General features: G+C 63.0%; 18 protein-coding genes. 1 reads left to right on the top strand and 17 read right to left on the bottom strand.

Annotated features, from left to right (window positions below; genetic code table 11):
* Positions 1-231: 231 nt before the first annotated feature.
* From BXY39_RS02245 to BXY39_RS02205, 9 genes are all read right to left on the bottom strand, one after another.
* Positions 232-1,137 (bottom strand): hypothetical protein, encoded by a 906-nt coding sequence (locus BXY39_RS02245; RefSeq protein WP_121937200.1) that lies wholly within the window; start codon positions 1,135-1,137, stop codon positions 232-234.
* 4 nt (positions 1,138-1,141) lie between these two features.
* Positions 1,142-1,861 (bottom strand): glycoside hydrolase family 25 protein, encoded by a 720-nt coding sequence (locus BXY39_RS02240; RefSeq protein WP_121937199.1) that lies wholly within the window; start codon positions 1,859-1,861, stop codon positions 1,142-1,144.
* A 141-nt stretch (positions 1,862-2,002) separates the two neighbouring features.
* Complete coding sequence (locus tag BXY39_RS02235) at positions 2,003-3,031, bottom strand: helix-turn-helix domain-containing protein (RefSeq protein ID WP_121937198.1); 1,029 nt, start codon at positions 3,029-3,031, stop codon at positions 2,003-2,005.
* Between the two features lie 217 nt (positions 3,032-3,248).
* The gene (locus BXY39_RS02230) at positions 3,249-5,273 is read right to left on the bottom strand and encodes an ATP-binding protein (RefSeq protein ID WP_121937197.1); all 2,025 of its coding nucleotides are present in this window, start codon (positions 5,271-5,273) and stop codon (positions 3,249-3,251) included.
* 79 nt (positions 5,274-5,352) lie between these two features.
* Positions 5,353-6,282, bottom strand: a complete 930-nt coding sequence (nadC, locus tag BXY39_RS02225) for a carboxylating nicotinate-nucleotide diphosphorylase (RefSeq protein ID WP_121937196.1) — start codon at positions 6,280-6,282, stop codon at positions 5,353-5,355.
* Positions 6,283-6,339: 57 nt separating this feature from the next.
* A complete protein-coding gene (gene nadA / locus BXY39_RS02220; protein WP_211332037.1) occupies positions 6,340-7,338 on the bottom strand; it encodes a quinolinate synthase NadA in 999 nt (332 codons plus the stop codon).
* Positions 7,339-7,623: 285 nt separating this feature from the next.
* Positions 7,624-8,610: an MBL fold metallo-hydrolase gene (locus BXY39_RS02215; RefSeq protein WP_121937195.1), complete on the bottom strand. Its 987-nt coding sequence runs from the start codon at positions 8,608-8,610 to the stop codon at positions 7,624-7,626.
* Between the two features lie 72 nt (positions 8,611-8,682).
* Positions 8,683-9,894 (bottom strand): cation:proton antiporter, encoded by a 1,212-nt coding sequence (locus BXY39_RS02210; RefSeq protein WP_121937194.1) that lies wholly within the window; start codon positions 9,892-9,894, stop codon positions 8,683-8,685.
* Positions 9,895-10,265: 371 nt separating this feature from the next.
* Complete coding sequence (locus BXY39_RS02205; RefSeq protein WP_170163562.1) at positions 10,266-11,378, bottom strand: substrate-binding domain-containing protein; 1,113 nt, start codon at positions 11,376-11,378, stop codon at positions 10,266-10,268.
* Between the two features lie 130 nt (positions 11,379-11,508).
* Here BXY39_RS02205 and BXY39_RS02200 point away from each other — a divergent pair, with 130 nt between their 5' ends.
* Positions 11,509-12,558 (top strand): GGDEF domain-containing protein, encoded by a 1,050-nt coding sequence (locus tag BXY39_RS02200; protein WP_121937192.1) that lies wholly within the window; start codon positions 11,509-11,511, stop codon positions 12,556-12,558.
* A gap of 173 nt (positions 12,559-12,731) precedes the next feature.
* Here BXY39_RS02200 and BXY39_RS02195 read toward each other — a convergent pair whose 3' ends face one another.
* The 8 genes from BXY39_RS02195 to BXY39_RS02160 all read right to left on the bottom strand — a co-directional run bounded on the left by BXY39_RS02195 (position 12,732) and on the right by BXY39_RS02160 (position 22,853).
* On the bottom strand, positions 12,732-13,622 hold the full coding sequence (locus tag BXY39_RS02195) for a dienelactone hydrolase family protein (protein ID WP_121937191.1): 891 nt from the start codon (positions 13,620-13,622) through the stop codon (positions 12,732-12,734).
* A 233-nt stretch (positions 13,623-13,855) separates the two neighbouring features.
* The gene (locus BXY39_RS02190; RefSeq protein WP_121937190.1) at positions 13,856-15,673 is read right to left on the bottom strand and encodes a putative bifunctional diguanylate cyclase/phosphodiesterase; all 1,818 of its coding nucleotides are present in this window, start codon (positions 15,671-15,673) and stop codon (positions 13,856-13,858) included.
* Between the two features lie 219 nt (positions 15,674-15,892).
* The gene (locus BXY39_RS02185; protein ID WP_121937189.1) at positions 15,893-16,393 is read right to left on the bottom strand and encodes a PAS domain-containing protein; all 501 of its coding nucleotides are present in this window, start codon (positions 16,391-16,393) and stop codon (positions 15,893-15,895) included.
* 555 nt (positions 16,394-16,948) lie between these two features.
* A complete protein-coding gene (locus BXY39_RS02180; RefSeq protein ID WP_121937188.1) occupies positions 16,949-18,439 on the bottom strand; it encodes a SagB family peptide dehydrogenase in 1,491 nt (496 codons plus the stop codon).
* Between the two features lie 15 nt (positions 18,440-18,454).
* Positions 18,455-19,810 (bottom strand): YcaO-like family protein, encoded by a 1,356-nt coding sequence (locus BXY39_RS02175; RefSeq protein WP_170163561.1) that lies wholly within the window; start codon positions 19,808-19,810, stop codon positions 18,455-18,457.
* On the bottom strand, positions 19,785-21,098 hold the full coding sequence (locus BXY39_RS02170) for a YcaO-like family protein (RefSeq protein WP_170163560.1): 1,314 nt from the start codon (positions 21,096-21,098) through the stop codon (positions 19,785-19,787). The genes BXY39_RS02175 and BXY39_RS02170 overlap by 26 nt, the downstream gene beginning before the upstream one ends.
* A 91-nt stretch (positions 21,099-21,189) precedes the next feature.
* On the bottom strand, positions 21,190-21,831 hold the full coding sequence (locus tag BXY39_RS02165) for a hypothetical protein (protein ID WP_147453438.1): 642 nt from the start codon (positions 21,829-21,831) through the stop codon (positions 21,190-21,192).
* Entirely contained in the window at positions 21,798-22,853 is a 1,056-nt protein-coding gene (locus BXY39_RS02160) for a BtrH N-terminal domain-containing protein (protein WP_121937185.1), read from the bottom strand. Before BXY39_RS02160 ends, BXY39_RS02165 begins: the two co-directional genes overlap by 34 nt.

Here is a 22,853-nt window from a genome sequence, read left to right as displayed (position 1 = left end):
CCTGTATCGGGTTTGCATGGGGACGGAAAAATGCCTGATACGGGGCGGGGTGTGTTTGTCCCTGGGGTGAAGTGTACGGGACGATACCACAGCGCCCCTTGGGGCCGTTTTCGTTCATGAAGTGATGTGACACTGCCCCATTCGTTTCAAACCCCGCAACCCTTCCATTGGAATCCACCGGGGATGAAGCGTCTGGCGGTGCATGACGTACCGGATGAATGACGGCTCGTCTCAACGGGCCGCATGCCCGAACACCAGATAGCGCACCGCCACATGGCACAGCCAGATCAGCCCCCACAGAAACAGGAGCGGAAACACGAAACTGCCTAAAAACAGGCCGGTGATATGCAGGACCGTATTTTGTCCGGCAAAGCGTGTCTTTTCATGCAATTCACCGGACGAGGATTTGTATTTGTTGATCACCTGTTTCACATGAGCGTGGATATCGTCGCCTTTGCTGACGACGAATTGGTCATGGATCTGCTGAAAACGGTCGTGAGACTGCGTCTGCATCGGTGCGGTGAAGGCTTTCGAGGCCAGCGCGGTCGTGAAAATCATGGCTGGGAAGACCAGATGTATCATCAGTGTCAGAAGCAGAAAACCGGACGCCAGTTTTCGGAAGACCGACGACACGCGGGGCCCGGCATTGCGGACCAGGACATAGCCGGCCACGGTGACAATACTGGCCGTTGTCAGCGGCGCCGACAGGCGGCCCGCCAGGGCCAGCAGGTTTTCCATCACCAGCGTGCCTCCAAGCGCGGCCATGGTGGCGTCCAGCGCATAGCGGATATGGGTCTGCAGGGTACTGAACAGACTGCCCACCTGAACCTGTACATCGACGATGAAGGAAATACCCGCCGTGCTGCTTTCCAGGACCGCAAGGCCACTGTCCAGCGCCGCCAGGACAAGAATGCTGTCGGACAGAATGGTTTTTGTCTGGTGCAGATAGGCGGTGTTGACTTCGGCGATATGGCCGCGTCCCATCGCATCCAGAATATAATCGATGCCGTTCAGATGGTTGAGGGCGATGGCGGCCGTGGCGATGGCCAGTGCCGCCGGCCATCCTGCCGCCGATATCCACCGCCGCACCGTGGAAACGGACCGGACGGCGGCCGCGAGAATGTGCGGGATAGCCATGACCTTAATCCTGCCCGCCGGGGCACGTGATACGGGCCAGCTGGTCCGCCGTGCCGTTGAACCGGTCCAGATCGACCGTGCCGCCCACACCCGTATAGTCCCCGGTGTCGCTGTATTGCCAGAATGTCCAGTCCTTCCAGCCCTGCGGCAGTGTGGGCGACCGGGCATAGTCGGCGAGCCAAAGCCCGTAGCCGGTGAAATCGCCGGGAAATTCCGTATCCCATGTGCCGGGGCTGGTGTAGATGATCGGTTTGCAGCCAAGGGCGGCTTCCACACGGTGCAGCCACTGCGCGATATGCGGACGCGCGGCGCCCAGGCTGTCCTTGGGCAGGGCTTCGATGTCGAGGGCCGGGGGCAGCGCGCCTGTGTAATCGATCTGTTGGGCCTTGAGGCGGGACAGGAAATAGTCCGCCTGGGCATCGCCGTCATCGTCCGGGCTGAAAACATGATAGGCCCCGCGCAGCAGCGCGTTGTCCGTCGCGCCCTTCCAGTTCTCAGGGAAGTCCGCATCGGCAAGGGATGTGCCTTCGCTGGCCTTGATATAGGTAAAGCTGAGGCCGTCCCGCTTGACGGCCTGCCAGTTCACCTGTCCCTGAAAATGCGAAACGTCGATCCCGGTGGGATTGGGGCTGTTCCCGTCCGTGTCCGTTTCCGAGCAGGCGTGGCAAAGTCCGGCTGCGACCGTCACGTATAACAACGGGCGGATATTCCAAGGATGTCGCATTTCTTTCCCTTTTCCTCACGCACCGGCAGATGGAGTGTCATGAAAGTTGTTGCAAAATAACAACTTTAAATAGAAAAATAAAGATTAAATATACTTTTGCGGCGAATGCCTGTCCTGTTGCAGTATGCGGCGGCATCCCGGTCAATGATATCCGGGCCTTAAAAATTCGCGTGCGGGAATGCCGAAGGCGTTTCGGAAAGCGCGGCTGAAGCTGCTTCTGTCCTCATAGCCGACGCGGTAGGCGGCTTCGGCCACGGTGCGGACCGTGCCGGCGACCATCAGCGCCCTGGCCGCGTGCAGACGCCGGTGCCGTACGAGGGCCATCGGCGTGCCGTGCGGACGGCACACGCGGAACAGTTTGGCCCGCGACACCCCCACACCGTTGGCGATCTGCGCGGTCGATAGCGCGGGGTCGTCCAGATGCTGCTTGATATACTGGTGCACGGTCCGCAGCACCGGTCCGTCCAGACACGCATCCTCGATCATTTCGGGCGCTGCGGTGCCAAGCAGTGCCGCGCCCAGCATTTCCAGCGTGACGGCGGCCATTTTTTCCGCCTCGACACGGGAGACGGTCGAGACCGTCTCCCAGGCCGACACTATGTGCGTTTTCAGAAACCGCGTCATGGCCGTGTCCTCCAGCGTGACGCCGTGCAGTCTGTCAAACCCCGGCAGTTTGTCGGCCAGATGTTTTTTCGACACCAGGACCGCCAGATTGTCATACCGGAGATTGGCCGAATAAAGCGGCCGCGACAGATCCGCGATGCGGATATCACCGGTGGAAAACAGCTTTGCGGTGCCGACACTGTTTTCCGTCTCCACGCCGTTCAGCCTGAGTTGTACGGCCAGAATTTCGGCGCTTGCGCTGTCGATATGACGATTGTCGCGGCGAAACGCGCTGGGATGACGGACGCTGTGCCGGGAATAGACCACTTTCGATGTGAAATAATTGCAGTTGCTCGCGCTGAAGGGGGCGTCATAAGCGGCTGACCGGTCCACAAGACCGACACTGCTGGCGGCGGTGTCGCGCCAGAAGCTAAACTGTTCGGATGCGGGCAGCGCGCTGGTGTCGGATGCCGTCCTGTGAACCCGCACGGGATCAAGCCCGCGCCGGATGATATGCAGAGGGTTGTCCGTCTTTCGCCAGGACGTATCGCTTTGCTGTCCGTGCATCCCCACTCCCCCCAAGAAAAGGACGTCGCATCCGGTATTTGCCCGTTGGCTGGCGGTATTCGGCCGGTATGCCGGCCGTTGTTGTCGGCAAGCAGGCGGCGCATCATCATGGCGAACATTAAATCATACGTTGTGTTTAATGGGAACTTATTTCAAATTTTCGGCCATATGTGCCCGTCAGGCACCGATACCGGTACGGCGGTACCGTGGTCTAACGTCAGCCCTGCGTATCCGGGGTGTTTCCCGTTTCAGGTCCGCCCGCGGTTTTCAGGCCGCCGGGGGCCGTGCTTTCCGCCAGCCGGTTCAGACGCACGGCCAGTTCCGCCATATCGATGGGCTTGGTGACGATTGCGGCAAAGCCGAGCTCGCGGTAGCGCTTTATGTCCTCCGGCAGGGCATTGGCGGTACAGGCCCATATGGGGGGCTGCCGGCCTCTCAGCTGGCTTTGAATGCGTTCCAGTGCCATTTCGCCGTCCAGAACCGGCATATGGATGTCCATAAGGATGACCTGAAAGCGGTCCGGGTCGCTGAAAAGGGTTTGGCAGGCTTCCTCGCCGTTGCCGACCATGGTCGGGATATGGCCCATTTTGAGGATGTTTTTCTGAAGCAGTTGCGCGTTGATGGGATTGTCTTCGGCGATCAGGCATTCCAGTGCCGTCCCACTCTTGCCGGCGACCGCGTGGTTGGCCGGCACCGTCCCGCCTTCTGTCTTGCCGGCCGCCTGGTCGGCGACGATCTGCGCCGGCACTTCGGGCAGGGGCAGGGTGACGGTGATGACCGTGCCCTGACCCGGCGTGCTGTCAATATCGATATGACCGCCCATCAGTTGCACGATCTGCTGGGTGATGGCCATGCCGAGACCGGTGCTTTCGGCCCCGGCCTCGCTGCGGGCAAACGTGGTGAAGGCATCGAAGATGGTCGCCACCTGGGCGTCGTCCATGCCGTGGCCGGTATCCTGCACCACCAGGGCAACGCGGCGCATGGTGAGCAGCGCGCCGCCGTCGGCGGTGTCCCCGTTTGCCGCCGCGATCACGCCGCCGACGGCGCCCTCTTCGGCGCCGAGGTCGCGCACGGTAAGAATGATCGCCCCCTCGTTGGTGAATTTAATGCTGTTACCGGCCAGGTTCATGACGATCTGCTGGATGCGCAAGGGGTCGGTCATGACGGCGGCGGGCAGGCTTTCGTCCAGATCCAGCCGCAGTTCCAGCTTTTTGGCTTCGGCCCTGGGCCGCAGAATATCGGCGGTATCGCGCATGACCTTGACCAGGTCGGTGATTTGCGGACTGACCGACAGTTTGCCCGTCTCCAACGCGGAAAAATCCAGCACCGTGTTGACGGTTTTCTTCAGAAGTTCACCGCTTTTCACGGCGAGATCCATGTGTTCGGTATCCTCGGCGGACAGTTTGCTTCTGTCGATCAGATCCATGTGGCCGATCAGACCGTAAAGCGGCGTGCGCAATTCGTGGCTCATGGTGGCCAGCAGTTCCCGGCGCATGCGGGCCATACGCTCGGCCTGAAGGCGGGCTTCCGTCTGTTTGCGCAGCGCGTCGGTTACGGTGGTGGCGGCCGGCCGGAAAATAAAGACCGCTTCCGCCACCAGCAACAACAGGAGGGCCGCGAAAATGCCTGCCTCTATCCAGATCATGCGGCTGATGGCCGATGTGCCGCCGATGTCAAAGGCATTGACGGCCTGATCCAGAAAAACCAGCAGGGTGGAGGCGGCCAGCGCGTTCAGATCCGCCAGTTCCGCAGCCGGTACCGGACGCTCGGCCGTGGCTTCGTCGATGATGGTTCGCGCCAGGGCGATGTAGCGCAGGCTGAGCCTGTCCAGATCCGGTGTCCCGTAATAAATTTCGCGCTCAACCGGCGACAGGTGCCCGGACAGGCCCATGTCCCGGTCGCCCATGGTCAGGCCCATATGCGACCGTTCAAAGAGGCTGACGGTTTCGCGCAGAACCCCGAGGTTTTCGGCATGCGCCGGCCGGCCCGGTTCCAGTTCCGCCAGACGGGTCGCGAACAGGGCTATCCGCTGGGACAGCATGCGCTGGCGTCCGGCCACATTGATGACATGGGACCGGTCGGCTTCGGCGATCATCGCGCTTGTCAGCACGGCAAAGGCGGCAATGGCCAGTGCCGCGACCAGAAGAAGGGCGACGATATAGCGACGGTTCAGACTGCGGACAGCGCCCGCGTCCGCCTGGGAGCTCGTATCAGCATCAAATCTGCCGGGCGGTGTGTGCATACGTCAAAACAGACCCTTTTTCATCACGGATTACACTCATCGCTATCCGATCCGATTGCAAGGCCCCGTTGTAACGCGATCAGGGTGTTTTCGCAAAATCCAAACCGATGTCGGCGGCGGGGGCCGACTGGGTCAGCCGCCCCACGGAGATAAAATCGACCCCGGTCTCGGCGATGGCGCGGATGCTGTCCAGCGTCACCCCGCCGGAGGCCTCCGCCGGGACCCGTTTTCCGGTGGTGCGGCGATGATGGTCAACACTGAGCAGCGCCTTGTGCAGGGTTTCGAGGGACATGTTGTCCAGAAGCAGGCTGGACGCACCGGCGTGCAGGGCCTCTTCCACCTGGTCCGGCGTGTCGCATTCGACCTGTATGGCCGTATGCCCCGCCGCCTGCGCCGCCGCAACGGCGGCGGTGACCGAACCGGCGACGGCGATATGGTTGTCCTTGATCATCACGGCGTCGAACAGGCCCATGCGGTGATTGTGTGCCCCGCCGAGTGCGGTGGCGTATTTCGCCAGATGGCGCAGGCCGGGTATGGTCTTGCGGGTATCCAGCACCACCGCCCCGGTGCCGGAGACGGCCGTGACATAGGCCCGTGTCAGCGTGGCGATGCCCGACAGGTGCTGCACGATGTTCAGCGCCGTGCGTTCGGCGCTGAGCAGGGCGCGGGCCCTGCCGCCGACCCGCATCAGAACCGTGCCGTCATCAACCCATGCACCGTCGCTGACCGGTTGTTCCAGACGGCAGTCGGGGTCCAGTCGCCGGAAAATGCGGGCGGCCAGCGGCAGGCCGGCGGCGACCAGTCCGTGGCGGGCCCGCAGCACGGCGTCCAGCCGGGTATCGGCGGGAATGACGCTGCCGGCGGTGATGTCGCCGGTGCCGATATCCTCGTCCAGCCAGCGGGCGATGTCATCGTCGATTGTGTGCCAGTCCAATGGCCGGTCCAGCGATGAACCATGCAGCGCGGCACGGTCCTGTCCGGATGCGGCCGGTTGCGCATCGTCCGTCATGCGTTCCTTACCCCCGCCTTATCCCCTGTGTGGCCTGACCTTCGTGTCACGGACCCGTCAGGCGCCGATCCGCGACAGGTCCTTTGCAGGCCCGGCCTGCGGGCTCATCTCCAGCATGCGGCGCAGGGGACGCTCAGCAGCGACGCGCACCGTTTCGTCCAGTTCGATCGTCGGTGTCAGGTCGCGCAGGCACAGATACAGTTTTTCAATCGTGTTCAACGCCATGAAGGGGCAGGTGTTGCAGTTGCAGTTGCCGTCCGCCCCCGGCGCCCCGATGAAGGTTTTGTGCGGCGATGCCTTTTCCATCTGGTGAATGATGTGCGGTTCGGTGGCGACGATGATGGTCTCGGCGTCGGTCTCGGATGCGAACTTCAGGATGGAACTTGTTGAGCCCACATGGGACGCGTGTCGCACGATCTGCGCGGGGCATTCGGGATGGGCGGCCACCGGTGCGTCCGGGTGGCGGGCCATCAGCTTGACCAGTTCCTTCTCGCTGAACTGTTCGTGCACGATGCAGGTGCCCGGCCACAGAACCATGTCCCGGTTCAGCTTGCGCGACAGATATCCGCCCAGATGCCGGTCCGGCGCGAAGATGATTTTCTGGTCCGCGGGCAACTGGTTGACGATGTGTTCGGCGTTCGAACTGGTGACGATGATGTCCGTCAGGGCCTTAACGGCGGCGGAACAGTTGATGTAGCTGAGCACCATGTGATCAGGGTGGGCCTCGACGAATTTCCGGAAGTCATCCGGCGGGCAGCTGTCTTCAAGGCTGCATCCCGCTTTCATGTCGGGCAGCACCACCGTTTTGCCGGGGCTGAGGATTTTCGCCACCTCGGCCATGAAGCGTACGCCGCAGAAAACGATGACATCGGCGTCCGTCGCGGCGGCCTTGCGCGACAGGTCCAGACTGTCGCCGACGAAATCGGCAATGTCCTGAATTTCCGGCGCCTGATAATAATGCGCCAGGATGACGGCGTTTTTTTCCCGCCGCAGCCGGCCGATCTCGTCCATGATATCGAGACCGGGATCCAACGGGGGGGTCATTTGCAGGGTCATTGGCCGTCTCCGCCTGTCACTGTTACGCTCTGTCGCTGTTACGCTCAAAACCGGGTCATCCGGCCCGCTCCGGCCCATGCCGGACATACGGGACGCCCCCAATCCGGCACGGTGACTGTGGCATAGTAGATAAGGCGCCTGCGGGTCAAATTCAATCCAAACAGGCGGCACGGGCCGCACCGGCCATTTGTGCGCCGTCCACCGGCCCAAATGCCTGTGTCGTCCATGCCTGTGCCGCCTGTTCCGGTGGCCAGGGTTTCCGGTGGATAGGCGCGCGGCCTTGTATCAGCGCGGGCCGTCCAGAAGGCGGTAGCGCGCCGACAGGGCGGACATTCCGCCCGCAGCGTCCGCTGTCCCGTCGGATTTCGGGCCGGTTCTCGCGCCGGTTTCCGGGGCCGTGACGGCAACCCGGCCGTCATCCACCAGGGCGGCCATATGCGCCAGGATGGACAGTGCGGCGGCGGGTTTGACCGCCTCGGGAATGTCGGTATACAGCACGTCCACCATGGGCGGGATCGTGTCCCGCCCCGCCGCCAGTTGGGCGATGATCTGGTCTTCGCGTGCCTGCCTGTGCGCTTTCAGCGCGTGGAGAAAGGGCAGCGGGTCCTCGATCATGGCGCCATGCGTCGGCACCAGGGTTGCGGGCGCCAGGGCGATCAGCCGGTCCAGGCTGGCCATATAGTCGCGCATGTCGCCGTCCGGCGGGGCGATGACGCTGGTGGACCAGCCCATCACATGATCGCCGGTGAAGAGAAGATTTTCCTCCACCAGATGGAAACACAGATGGTTGGCCGTGTGTCCCGGCGTGTGCACGACGTCCAGGCGCCAGCCGTCGCCGGCAACCGTATCGCCGTCCGACAGGCGGCCGTCGGGCCGGAAGCCCGTGTCGGCGCCGGCTTCCACCGTGACCGCCGTGTCCATGCCCGGTATGCCGCTTTTGCGTCCGGTGCCGTGCGGGCCGAAGGCCAGGACGGGGGCGCCGGTCCGCTCGCCAAGCCAGCGTGACAGCGGCGAATGATCGCTGTGGGTGTGGGTGACCAGAATATGGCTGACCGGTCGCCCGCCGATGGCGGCGAGAAGGGCGGTGCCATGGGCCGGGTCGTCCGGGCCGGGGTCGATGACCGCCAGACTGTTCCGGCCAACCAGATGGGTGCCCGTGCCGGTATAGGTAAACGGCCCCGGATTGCCGCAGAGAACCCGTGCGACCAACGGGGTCCGTTGTTGCAGAACGCCCGTGACGGGCTCGGGGTCTGGACGGAAGGGAATGGACATCAATCCTGCCTGAAACAATGACGCCGGACGCGCAAACCATCCGGCCCGGCGACGGTTCGGTCTGTGTTTGCCTTACCGTCTGCTTTCACCGACACGGCCGAGCGCGCGCTGTGTCATGAGCGGGCCGACCAGTTCGAATATTATGGTCGCGCCGATCGTCAACGGCAACAGGGTTTCCGCCAGATCGGGCATATGTTCGCCCGCCACCAGCGCCATGCCCAGCGCCACGCCCGCCTGCGGAAACAGGGCCGCGCCGATCCACAGGCGGTGCGGACCGCCGACCCCGGCCACCGTGCCGCCCAGCCAGCCGCCCAGCAGCCGCGCGGCCATGCGCAGCAGGATGAAGGCGGCGCCGAACAGCCCGGTTTTCAACAGGCTGTCCGGATGCAGGGCCGCGCCCGCCAGAATGAAAAAAAGCACCATGAAAGGCCATTCGATCCGCTCAATGGCGTGAAAGGGCCGGTTGTGATGCCGTGCCAGATTGACGATCAGGCTGCCCGCGACCATGCCGGTCAGCAGGAAGGACACGCCAAGCCATGTCGCCAGCCCGGCACACAGAAACACCAGTCCCAGCGCTTCCAGCAGCATCGGTTCGCCCCGCCGGATCCGGCCCGTCAGATAGGCGCCGGGCAGGCCAACGGCGCTGCCTGCCAGCACCGCGCCGCCCACCTCCCACAGGCCGTGGGCAAGCAGACGCCATCCGCTCCCATCCCCGGCGGTGGTGACGGCGATTTCCGGGCCAATTTCCGGGCCAATTTCCGGGCTGAGTGTCCGGGCGGCGGCAAGAAGCAGGCTGAACAGAATAACCCCCCAGACATCATCGAGGGCGACGATGCCCAGCAACGTGTCCGTGAACGGGCCTTTGGCGCCGGTCTGGCGGACAACGTCCTGTGTGGCGGCCGGATCCGTCGCCGTTGCGATCCCGCCCAGAAGCAGGGCCATGGCAAGGGGCGTGCCGGCAAGGATAAGGCCGCCGCCGACAATCGCAGCGGTTGCGACCGTTACCACGGCGGATACGATCAGGATATCCCGGCCATGGCTGCCGAGGGTCCGCGCCGACAGCCGGCCGCCCAGCAGAAAGGCCACCATGGTCAGGGCCACGGTGGTCAGCAGGCCGTATGCACCGCGCACGCTGTCCGGCAGCAGGTCAAAGCCGGCCGGTCCGGCAGCTAGGCCGAACAGGATCAGCAGGGTCACGCGCGGCAGGCGGGTCCTGCGGCCTATGGCGTCCGCCGCGAGGCCGACGATCAGCAATCCGCCGAATGCCAGCAGGGTGGTGTGCATGATGCCGTCCTTATCTTCGTTTTCAGACCCTGATGTACGGAAAAACGATGGGCTGTACCACGGCCAACTGCGCGGGCCTTGTCGCCCCGGCAACAAGGGAGAGCGTGCCGCGAGCGGCGCCGCAAGGCAAGCGGACGGCAAAAGAAAACGCCGCCCACGGAGCAGGACGGCGTTAACTTGTGCAAGACTGCAAATCCATTTTGGCAGCTGGTTGCAGACTCGTCCTCATATCAGCAAACCCCGTGCCAACGGCAAGACGGGCCCGTTTGCCCCGTCTACCGACGCGATGCCTGTTTCCATTGGTGCACGGATGTCATGAAATGAAACATAAGCGCCCCAATATGAAACATGTAAATCTGTCCCACTTTGCGTCAGTTGCCTTGGGTGCCCTCCCGCTGCGCTGTATCGTGCGGCCGTGCCGCCGGGACGGCGCCGTCCGTATCCCCCTTGCCGGCAAGGGGGTGGAAACCGTGGCGGCGCCAGATGGGCGCCGCTTTCGCGCCGGTGAGAAAGTTCAGAAAGGCCCGTGCGCCTGCCGGTTGTTCCACGTGCCCTGTCAGCGCGGCCTGATACAGGACGCCTGTCCGCGGGCCGTCCGGTACGCTGAACAGCCGGATGAGACCGCGCCGTCCCGACAGGTCGCTTTCATAGATGAAACCGGTCAGCCCGCCCCGCTCGATCAGGGCCAGGGTCTGCCGCGCATTGGCGGACAGGGCGGCCCCGCGCCCCGGCACCGGCCACAGGCCGCGATCCGTCAGATAGGCCCGTGCATACTGACCGGCCGGTGCCGTGTCCGGGTCCGCCAGTGCCAGGGGGCGGCCGTTCATCCAGGCGATCAACTGCGCCCGGGTCAGCGCGGCGGGGGCCTCCGGGCCGACCTCTATCCTGTCCGCCTCTGGCCCGCCCGTTTCTGGCCCGCCCCTATCCATTGTGCCCGTGCTCATTCCATCCGTATCCGCCCCGCCCATGGCGGCCGGGCGCACCAGAACCAGCCGGTTGCGGACAAGAGACCGGGGCGCGCCATCCAGATGGCCGCCGGCGGACAGAAAATCGGTCCAGGCCCGGTTGGCGGAGATATACAGATGAGCCGGGGCCCCGGCGGCGATCTGGCGCGCCAGTGTCGCGCTGGCCGCGAAGGAAAACCGGATGTCCGGGGCAAAAACCGGCGGATTGCCATGATTGTCGGCCGTCCCGGCGGCCTTCTCGCGGGTGTCCGCCTCCCACGCGGCGGCCAGTGCCGGCAGGGCGTCCGTCAGGCTGGCGGCGGCAAAGACAAGAATTTTATCATTTTGCGGCTGTTTCGGGGTGTCCGCGCGGGCGGGGCTTGTGCGCGGGCCGGGTCCCGCGATAAGCCCGATAAGGACAAGGCATAGCCCGATAGCCCGGAAAAACCGGCGCGTCCGCCTGTAACCGGAGGTTCCGCCCGGTCCCCTGACCGGAACCGTTCCCGTCGGGGGCGGACAGCCGGGGCGCTTACAGAGCATACCGGGCATGATGTCCCGCCGAGCGTGCCGCATCTGGCACAAAGGTTGCCGAATAGATTGAACAAGGCGCCATCGTGGGACATAACCGCTTTACGGTAAAGTAATACAATGCCTTTACACCTTGGGACGTATGGATGTGGATACCGCATACAATAAAGACATGGCGGCGCCGGACCAATCGGAAAATCTGACCAAGGGCAAGGCCTTTGATCTGCTGCCAGCGGGATACGTGCTGCAAAAAGGCGGTCGGCGCGGCCGCATCTTCTTTGCCAACGACACGGCCGAGCGCTTTCTGGGCCGGCCGGATATCCCGTTGCTGCACACCGGTATCTTCGACCATATCCTGCCGCGCGACGCTGCCCGGGTGGACGCGGCCCTGACCAATGCCGTGACCAGCGGCAAGGTGGTCCGGCTGAAGGATGTGCGGATGACGGGGGCACAGGGGCAGTTGCGCTTCATCAACATGGTTCTGGCGCCGGCTGACCAGACACCGGCAAAACCGGTCAAAGCCGTGGCCGGCGTCGGCGCCAGCGTGCAGATCGTCATTGTGGACCGCAGCGAGGAAAAGCGGCGGGAGGACAAACTGTTTTTCCTGTCCTGCACCGACCCGCTGACGGGGGCGCAGAATCGCCGCAGTTTCGTGCGCTTTGTCGATGACGTGGACCAGTCGCTCGCCGGGATTTCCGCCGCGCTGATCATTCTGGACATCGACCATTTTAAAAAAGTCAACGACACCCATGGCCATGACGCGGGCGACGAGGTCCTGAAAGTGCTGGTTCAGCGGTGCGAAAAGATTCTGGCGTGGCAGGCCATGCAAAGCATCGACGATACCATGCCGGCGGCCATGCTGGCCCGTCTGGGCGGTGAGGAGTTTGCCGTCTTGGCGCCGGGCGTCAATGAGGAACAGGCCATGGAACTGGCCGAAACCCTGCGCGAGACCGTCGCCGCGGAACCGATCGACGCCGGTGACAGGAAACTCAGCGTGACGATCAGCCTGGGTGTGGCTGTCCGCTGGCTTGGCAATGTGGATGTGGACAACTGGATGCAGGCCGCCGATGTCGCCCTGTACCAGGCCAAACAGACGGGGCGCAACCGCACTTGCATGGCCGACGACGGGGATTGCGACCCCGCCGCCTTGCCCGAAGGTCACCGGATTTCACGCGGGAAGCACCGGCCCTGAGGGAATAGCCGTATCCCGTGCCCTTGTACTTCAAGGCGGGTCTGGGGGCCGGGCGTCCCGGATACCGGCCCGCCCTTGGGAGGCACCGGCCCGCGATGCGTCGCCTGCCGGAAGCCGGTCTTCCCCCGTCCCGTACAGCCGCCCCTGTCAGCCGTCCCCGTCAACCGCCTCTGTCAACCGACGCCGTATTGGCGGAACCAGGCCAGGGCCCGGGACCACGCATTCTGTGCCGCCTGTTCCCGGTAGGATGCGCGGTAGTCCGCATGGAAGCCGTGCGGGGCGTCGTCATACAGGACGATGCTCGACGGGCCGCCGGCCTTTTTCAGGGCGGTGCGCATCGTCTCCACGTCAGTGACGGGGATGCCCCGGTCCTGCCCGCCATACAGGCCGAGGACCGGGCCGTTCAGCCGGTCCGCCACATCGACCGGCCACGGGCGCTGCATGCCGGCGGAAAACCGGCCCGGACCTGGGTCCACCAACCGTCCGTACCATGCGGCGCCGGCCTTGACGCGCGGGTCATGGGCGGAAAACATCCAGGTCACCGCCCCGCCCCAGCAAAATCCGGTCACGGCGAGGGCGCCGGTGTCCGCATCCGGCCGTGTCTCCGCCAGCCAGTCCACCGACCGGCTGAGGTCGCGCATCACCTGGGTGTGCGTGGCGGTGCGCACGATCCGGCCGATTTCGTCCCAGTCGGTCATGGCCGAGGGGTCTCCGGCGCGGGCGTACAGGTCCACCACCAGGGCGAAATAACCCTCTTTGGCGAACCGGCGCGCGGTGTCGCGGATATATTCATGCACGCCGAAAATCTCATGCACCACCAGCACGACCGGGAACGGGCCGGCGCCGTCGGGGCGGGCGATATAGGCGGGCAGGTCGGTGTCGCCGACGGGGATCCGTGCTGCCTCCGTCACCAGTCCCGCTTCGTCCGTTTTGATGGCGCTGGCGGCGGCCGGGCCGACCGCCGCGGCAAACCCGGCGGCGCCGACAAGGGCGGCAAATCCGCGTCGCGTCACGGGCGCGGCCAGCGGCCGCCCGCCTTCCGGTGTGTCCAGATCCAGTGTCATGATGGGTCCTCCTGGTCTTGTGTGCCTGTCCCGGGTGTATCTGTCCCGGAAGACGCCGGCGTGCGCCCCTCGGGGATGGGGCGAGCATAGCATCAAACCGTGCGGCGCGAACGGCGGTGTGTTGACAAATGCGTGTTGGCCGCGCCCATGCCGGTGGGATACGGCCGGCCCGGCTGGCACAGGACATGCGGCCCAGGGAGGTGTCCAGTGGAGGCGTCCAGTGGAGAGGCGGGTTATTCCGCGGCCTTTGTCCGGGCGTTCCGACGGCGGACCGGAAACCGGCCGCCGGACCGCAGCAGGTCCGCCAGACCGTCAAGCGGCAGGGGCTTTGAAAACAGATACCCTTGCAGATATTTCACCCCGAGCGCCTGCAATTTGGCGGCCTGGCCTTCGGTTTCGACCCCTTCGGCCACCACGTCCAGTTTCATGGCGCGGGCGATGCCGGCAATGCTTTCGCACAGCGCCAGCGATTTCCAGTCGTCCAGCATGTTGGAGACGAACGAGCGGTCGATCTTGATCTTTTCCGGGTTGAGTTGCAGCAGATAGGCCAGGCTGGAATAGCCCGTGCCGAAATCGTCGATGGCGACCGCCACGCCCATATCGTTCAGGTCGGCCATGATGCCGGCGCCCAGTTCCGAATGATGCATGGATTCCTGTTCGGTCAGTTCAATGCCCAGCCTGCCGGTCAGATAGGGGAATTCGGTCAGGAGGTCCTGCAGCATGGCGGTGAAATCGCCCTGCAACAGCACCCTGGCGCCGCAATTGACGAAAATCTTCAGCCCGTCGTCCAGATCACTATCCGTGCCGGTCTCTGTGCTCGTCTCTGTGACAGGGCCGGTTCCGGAATCAGGGCGACCATCCGTTTCACTGCCCGTATCCGTCTTCAGGGCTGTGACCCGGCCCATGTCGGCCAGCAGGCGCGCCGCGTCCGCGATCTGTTTGCGCACCAGGGTCAGACCCAGCGCCTGGCGTTCGATCATGGCGATGAACTGGTCCGGCGCGATGGTGCCATGGGCGGGGTGCCGCCAGCGGGCCAGCAATTCGATGGCCCGCACCCGGCGGTCCCGCGAGCCGACGATCGGCTGCCCGTAGGAGGTGATCTCACCATTGTCCAGCGCGCGGGCGATATCGTTTTCCAGATTGATCAGGCGGTGAAGGTCGTCGCGGGCGGTATCGGAAAATTCGATCAGGCCGCCGTCCGGAATGCGGGTCTTCTTCAGTTTTTCCAGCGCCGCGAAGGTTTCTTCCACATCGGTGTCCTGCCGGCTGATCCGGGTGACGGCGATGCGGGTCCGGACCGGGTCCACTGTCTGGCCGGTGTCGAAGGGCTTGGACAGGTTGGCGCTGATCTCGCAGGCGATCTCAAGGCATTCCTCATAAGGGCGGTCATAGAGCAGAACGGCGAACTGATCCGAATACATGCGGCCGATGATGCTGCGCGGCGGGCATGTTTTTTCCAGCCGGATCATCAGGCTTTTCAGGGTCTGGTCACCGGTGCGCAGGCCCAGCCGGTTGTTCAGGATGGAGAACTTGACGAAATCCAGCGCCAGGAGGCAGCAGTTACGGATGCCGTCCCGGTCCGATCCGGACAGGACAAGCCGGGCCTCGCGCACGAACGCCTGCCGGTTGAACAGGCCGGTCAGCGGGTCGTGGCGCTTCATTTCGGCCAGCTGGCGTTCGATCCGCCGCCGGTCGCGCAGATCCCGCAGGGTCCCGACGAAATAGGTGCCCTCCTTGAAGGTGAATTCGGCGATGGTCAGCCCGACCGGGATCAGCGTGCCGTCCCTGTGCCGGGCCATAACCTCCCGTCCGATACCGATTATCTGTGGCTCGCGCGTTTGCAGATACCGGCGGATATAGGAATCATGGCGGTCGCTGTCGCCCGCATTCATCAGCATGGACACATTGCGGCCGAGAAGGGCGTTTTCCCCCCAGCCGAGGAGATTGGTCATGGCGGCGTTGACGTACAGAATGGTGCCATCGCTGTCGATGGCGATAATGGTGTCCAGCGTCGCACCCAGTAAAATCTTGCTGGGGATCATTTCATTCATGAACCCGCCCCACTGCCGATGCTCCGTAATTTATATGCTATGTCTTTAAAAATAGCATTGTCCGGCGCCAAGTCCATGATTTGCTGCAACGGTTACCACCAGACCGTGAGCAGAGCCGGGTGGCAGGGCTTGGACACGCAAACCGGAAGACTGCCGGAAGACTGCCGGAAGACTGAAAGACTGGAAGACTGGAAGGGGCAGGGTATGACGGATTTGGTTTCAGGCCGGGGTATCGCAGTGGATGCAGCCGAAAACCTGATTGACATGAAAGCCGTCGGTGCTGAGCGGCACATAGCAGACATACAGCGCCACATGGCGTTTTTCCGTGGTGATGCCGCGCACGCGGTATCCCATGACGGCTGGGGCTTCCATCATCCGGCGGGCGACGGCAAAGGCGCGCTCGGCCACGCCGGGCTCGGGATAGTCCAGAAAACTGACACCGGTTGACTCGCCGTAAAAATAGGCGACCTCGGTTCCGAGCAGACGGATGCGGATGTCGCGCACCGTGCCATCGGCGTCCGTATCCATGTCCCATATGAAGATTTTCGGCAGGTGGGGTTTCAGGTCCGCCGGCACGATGTCGGCGCGGGACGGCAGGCGTGTACCGCCGGTCTTGGCGTCAAAATAGGCAATCACGGACCGGAAGGCGGGAATGGCCCGCAGGTCGGCCGGCGACAAGGAAGTCACCTCGCCCAGGTCCATACTGCAGCGTTTCGGCATTTCGCCTGTCCGGGATGGATCGGACCGGGAAGCACTGTTGGACAGGCGCGGCAATTTATACCCCCATTCCGTGTATGGTGAGACTGCCCTTGCAATAACTGCCCATAATAAGAACTAGGACAGTCTTGCGACAAGGCAATGGGCTTTTTTAGAACAAAAGACTTGCCAAGTTCTTAACTGCTTTTCGGGTTGCGTCAATTCTACCAAAAGTTATGTGCGACCTTTTGCCGGCGCCTTTCGCGTCGCACCGTGGTCTTGCCGAGCCGGTGTGGAATATTTGCCATGGAATCCGCCAGGGCAGGGGGAGCCCCAAGGCCCCCATTATGCCTTGAACACCCAACCTGATCCGACGAGGGGGCCGTGCCGCGGCTTTTGTACAGCGGCCCTGTCGAGCCACGGACGCGATTCGTCCAGGAACAGGCCGATCAGCATGATTATCGCGGTCCTGTCCGTGAGCCCGATTGATGTGACGCCGGTACAGGAGAAAGTCCTTCATCCATTGCATCCGACATCCTCGCCGAGCCACGGTATTGGCGTCCGACGACGGCGTTGCCGTTAATCCTGCCGGTTTCCTACAATGAATTCCATCACCGAGGATTCCTCGGTGATCGGAATGCCCAGCAGCTGTTGGAAATGATAAATATTACCTGTGCCCAGCGCCGTGCCGGACAGACGAAGCTGTTCACAGTTCAGATAAAGGGTCTGAACCAGTGCGCCTGCATCCTTGAGAACAGTGGCATAACTCATGGACTGGTATTTCCAGTTGACGCGCCCGAAGCGGGACGAAATGACCATAAGCACATCCGGAAGCCGTCCGCTGCCATTCAGGTATTTTGTCTGTGTCAGCATGATTTGCCACACTCTGTGCGGCGCGTTCACACCGTTTAGGGCGTGATTTTTCGGATCGTAGTGATAAACGCCCGGATCCAGGCCGTCGCAGCGCCGAACCAGCAGATACACTTCAAGCGAATGACACCCGCCGCCGCTTGGGCTGGGGCGGTTGCTCGTCTCGTAGCTCTTGGCGTCGTCCCCCTTGCCATGTTCCCGTCTGACGCGGCAGCTCAGATACAGCAGTGCCGACAGTCGGTCCACGCTGACCGGTTTGTCCGCGAAAACCCGCCGTGACGCTCGCTCGCTGAACGCTTTTTGCAGTGGATACGGCGCCTGACAAAGGGCGTCGCACGGTTCAAGCGGGATGTGTATGTCAGCGTCGAAGGACCTGCCGTCGATGGGCTTGTATAATGGCAAAGGCTGTTCCGATTTGGCAAAGCGGAAGGACGGGCCGACCATGGCGTCATGGAACCCTGCGCGGCTGCGCATGTGGAACAGCCGGTCGTGAAACTCCCACCGGTGGGCGCCATCCTCGGCCTGTGCTGCCGTTTTGGCGGTGGCGGATACCAGAAAACCCGTCCGTCTCAGAATGTTCAAGAGGGCGGGGACGGCATCGTCGTCGGACGCGGGTATCTTGTCGGCGGCGCATGTCGGTTCTTTTGCCGCTGTATCCCGTTTATCCGCCACCGCGAAGCGGGCGAATACTTGCGCCAGTATCGGATGATTTGATCGGATTCTGGCGTAGCCGTCAGGGGCTTCCAGTATCATCAGGCCCCCCTCGGCGCGCAGGAAACTATCTTTACGAAGGCACAGAGGATCCGTCTGCCCGGTATCGGGCATGCGCCCGAAAGCCAGAGGCACGATTTCGATCGCGGCGCCGTCACCGGTCTTAAATGTCGCCCAAAGAGCCCCCTGCATGGCGAGCTGGCTGATGAAGCGCGGAAGCTGGCCGAGGAGGCCGCACTCCATCCGAAGGCCATGCTTTTGCAACGTTTCTCCCAGGGTTTCAGGGGAGGCGGCAACCGCGATGTTCAGGGTTCGCGAGCGCAACAGCTCTATCAGCTGAATCAGCGGCGGCGGCAGAGGGCCGATTCTGACACTCTCCTGGACGGAGGCGATCTGTACAAAGCCGGTGTCCTGTACGATGACGGACAGATCGTTCCTCAAACGCAGCGCTACGGTCCAGTCGGCGGGCAGTTCTGAAAACGAGAGCATGGAATGGCCCCCTTTTTACGGAAATGGGTGCGGCGGCGGATAACGTTCATGCCGCCCGTTCCCCGTCCCCTTGTTATCCGTTGCCCAGCCGCACCGGGCGGGCACATCCCAGATCCTTGGATGGCCCAGGCAAAAGGCGCGGTCTCCGATGGCAAGGGGAACCAGCCCAGGCACGATGACTCTCATCACGCTGAGGCCCCCGGCCTGTAGCGTCGGCGGGGAAAGCTGAACCCTGTAGGCCGAGAATCCCCGATCCTCCAGTATGGCCAGGCAGTTGTGCAAAGTCTTCGCCGGTTCCATGTCGTTTCCGTTACTGCCGATCGCCATATCGGTGTCGCGCCAGAAGGGGGGATCATCCAGGAGTGGCGCCGCGAACGCCACCGCCTCCGGATATCCGAACAGCAACGGGTGTAGCGGCATCTCCAGTTTTGCTCTCAGGCGCGCATAGGTCTGTTCAAAGCTGTCTTTCAGACGCAAATGCTCGTCGGCCATCCACGCCCAGCATTGATATGCTTCCTTGGCAGCTTTCAGCGCCGCCTCGCGGAGCGACGCGCGGCATGCCGCGCCGATGCAAAGGGCCGGCCGCCGTCCCGCCATATCCCGGATCATGGCAAGCACGGTGGGGATGCCAAGATCGGTGGTGAGATCCCGCAGCATCAGCGAAAGCCCTGTGCGATTGCAGAACCGGTCGATCTCTCGGGTGTCTTCATGCAGCCATGCGGCATCCGCCGCGATGCCGGGCGGACGCGTCCGGCTTGACCAGGCAATCATGAAGCCGTCCCGTTCCACGACCTCGAACAGTGCCGTCAGCAACAGGTTTTCCATATCGGAATGGCAGGCCGTGCCGCTGGAGACAATCGGCATGAAACGATCCTCCATGCGCCCCTGCCAGATCAGACTGGCCGGTACCAGCAGGGGCGGGCCGTTCAGGCCCTCGGCGAGGGCCCAGCTCTTGACCGCATCCCGACTGTATGGCCGGTGCGGAAAACCCGGATCCTGAAGCTGCCACGGTGCGTATGTCGGCCAGTCCTCTTCTCTCAGATATGGCACGCCCCGGCTGTTCTCGGCGGCCAGCAAGGGGCTTGTGTGCCTGATATCCGTCAGGCAGTACCGCTCCAGCGCTTCGGCAAGGCCGCCGATCCTGGCCTGATGCAGATCATTGTCGAAGCCGCAGCCGTTCGGCGCCGGTGTAGGATCGACCGCTCTCCCGTCCGGTGTGCTGGCCCAGCACAAACATGAATGATACGGCATCGTCCCGCCGAAACTGCTGCGCAGACTGTGACGCTCGATATCTATGCCGGCTTCGGCGCAGGCCGAAACCGTCCGGTCAATAAGCCAGTCAAGCTCATGGTTCCGGGCGATAGTGCTCATGGATGCTCTCGCGCGTTTGATACAGATGTGGCAGAGACAGTTTCCGGGGAACGCTGACGAACCGGCCGTTGCCCAGGTGGCGGCCATGCCGGCCAAGGGATGGCCTCACCAGCGAGCAGGAAACGGCCCGCGCGACGAAAAGACCCAGGTCGGCAATGTCCGGCGGTGTGATATCGACGAGAACAACCTGCATACCGCTGCGCCGCAGCAGGTCGCCAAGGGGCCTCATCGTGTCCGGGGGTGCCGCCGATTGCGCGGTTGCCTGATCGAGGAAGGACATGTCTTCGCTCGCATACCCTAGGGCGGACCACAGCATATGCCAGCGATAGTCGGGGTGTTCCACGATGTGCCGGTAAAGGGCGTCCTTCGGCATCCGTTCCGCTTGTGCCACGACAACCGCGGATATCCATGAGGTTATCGCCTCGCGGAAGGCGCTTGCCTGGGCATCGCCGGGCGTTTTCTTGCAGGCGATACCGTAGGTCAGGCCCATTGTGTTCATGGCGCTGCGTCCGGCATTTTCGGCCACGGTGTCCATGTGCCGCCAACTGAGCGTGACCAGCGCGGTTGGAACGCCGACGTCGGTCGTGATGTCATAAACACCATGCTCGATATAGTCTGGCAGAAAAGCCAGCATGTCGCGCAATGCCGGGCTCGGATCGGCTTTGGGAAAGGCGGCACCCGCTTCCCAAAGAATGGTGAAGGCGTCGCGTTCGATCAGTTCCAGGATCGCGTTTGTCGCGGCCTTTGCCCAACTGGTGTGGCACCCGGTTCCCGGTGACATCTGATAGCTTAGCGCCGGTTCATCCGTGTGACGGCGATAGGGCACATAGACCAGGGACGCGGGGATGAAAACCGGTCTATCGGTCGTGACATCATATCCCTCGACCCATTGCAGCGTGTCCTTGTCGGTCGGTTTTTGAAACGGAAAGCCGGGCTCATCATATTGCGCATCCAGAAAAAACGTAAAATTCTCGACAGGCCAGGCATCGGTTTTCAGCGCCCCGACCGTGGCCTTGACCAGCGTGTCGGGATCGCAAATCGAAAGAGCGTATCGCTCGACCGCCTCGCCAACGGCGCATTGATATGCTTCTCCGGGCAGGTGGCCTCTGCCGCCGTTCTCCTGGCGTTGGGCCATGGGGAACAGGGGAGAACGGATTCTTGAGGCGTATTCCCTGACGATGGATATCGGGCAGAGCGTGCGGCGTTCCGCCAGCCGGGAAATGAGACCAAGTCTGGTGTCCGTGAGGCACGGACCGAAATCCTCCGTATGATCGATACGTCCCGTCATGCCGGACCGGCTGTCTCTGTCGGTTCGACATGACGGGACGCTCTCGCATGCGCGGTGCGCCATCCCGTACATGAAGTCGTTGCTTTGCCTCTCAACATGGCATCCCCGCGCCGGCCGGTCGTGCCAGGCTGGAAAGCCATCGGTCTTCAATCTTTCCCACCGGCTGCTTGAAAACAGTATCCATCAGTACGGGCGCCGGCGCACAGTCCTTGTCGGCGACCCTGCTGGCCAGATCCGGGGTTTGCGTCATCCACCAGCGGACAAAGGACGCGGCCGCCACATAAGCCAGGCGCACATCCAGCATATGGGACCGCGCCACGTCAAAGTAGAAGCGCGAGTCCGGGGTTTCCGCCGCCATCTCACGCAATGGCGGCAACTGGGGGCGATATGCCCTGACGGCGTCGTCGACATCCGTGCAGTCGAAAAAAAAATCCGAACAGTCGCCGCGAAATTCCGCGCCGATCAGGGTTGCAAAGCCTTCCGCCAGGAACAGCGAACGGGTCGGCACAAGGCAGTGAGTCAGTTCGTGTGCCAGAACCGGCCGGTCGTTCAGGGATTCCTCGGACAGGGTTATCACCGCCGGGTCGGGCGGCCAGTTGATTTTCGTCCGCGCGTAAAACGCTCCGCCGGCAATACGCAACGATACCGGACGTGCCGCAACGCCGAGCCGCGTTGAAATGGCGCGCATCGTCGGGTTGACTATGCCGCCAATGCGTGATCGATTGATCGGCACAATGCTTTCTCATTTTCCACAGCCTCGGCGAACGCCTCGTCGATTGCATCGAAATCCCCCAGGTCCGGTGCGTCCGGGGCCCGCAATGCCGTTTCCGATTTCTGCATGATCAGGTCGCCAAGTGTTTGCCAGGACCGTAGCGCCTGCGACTCAAGAACCGGATTGGACAAGGCGGGCTTGTCCAGCATGTGCGCCGCCAGCACCATGAACCTCTCGAACATGCCGCGATTGAAGGCACCGCAGTGACCTTCCAGCATGCGCCCGCCGCCGGCCTGGCACGCCCCCGCAAACTGGCCGAGATCGGTATCAAGATACTGGCGAAGACGGTCGGTGTAGAGACCGGCGGCGCGTTCGATGCCGGCCAGGCCGAAGTCGCCTTCACTGTCGAACATATGACGCAGCATGTTATCGAGCGCCCCGTGAACCGCCTTTCTCGGATCGCCGAGAGTGTCGGGGTATGTAACCTGGTACCATCGGTGCCGCGGGTGCATGGCCTCCATGCCATGGACGGACCCGCGCGCGGCTCTCAGTTCCGTCAGCGGTACGGCGACGATACCGTCTTCAAAGACATCCGCCAGATAGGCTGTTTGCCCCTCGATGGAAACGACGATCAGGACATGCTCGCCGAAATGCAGGGCGTCACCGCCCGGCCAGTCTATATAGGTGAAATAATACGGGTCCGCCTTGATGACGGTCGGGGTCCCGGCGGTGATGTGCGCGTAGGATGCCTCTATTTCCGGGGGCGACACCGGTTCATGCACCGTCAGCGACGCCCCGATGTTTTCAAACAGCCGGTGTTCGAGAAAAACATTCTTGCCGATCAGCACGGGCGGCGATTCATCGGGTGCCAGATCCGCATACCAGAAGAAATAGCCCTCCCCCAGGCCGTAAATCAGCGCATCGGGCAGGTCGAAGCCATTGTAACGCATGATGTTTGTCATGGCTGACATGATGCAGTCACTGCTTTGCCTGAAGTCGAACCGGTCGTGCATGATCGTTCCGTTGCCTTTCTGTTTTCCCAT

The organism is Eilatimonas milleporae, from assembly GCF_003688555.1.
Classification (GTDB): Bacteria; Pseudomonadota; Alphaproteobacteria; order Sphingomonadales; family Kordiimonadaceae; genus Eilatimonas; species Eilatimonas milleporae.
The sequence above is the reverse complement of the archived record's forward strand: the minus strand, read 5'-3'. Positions and strand labels throughout refer to the sequence as shown.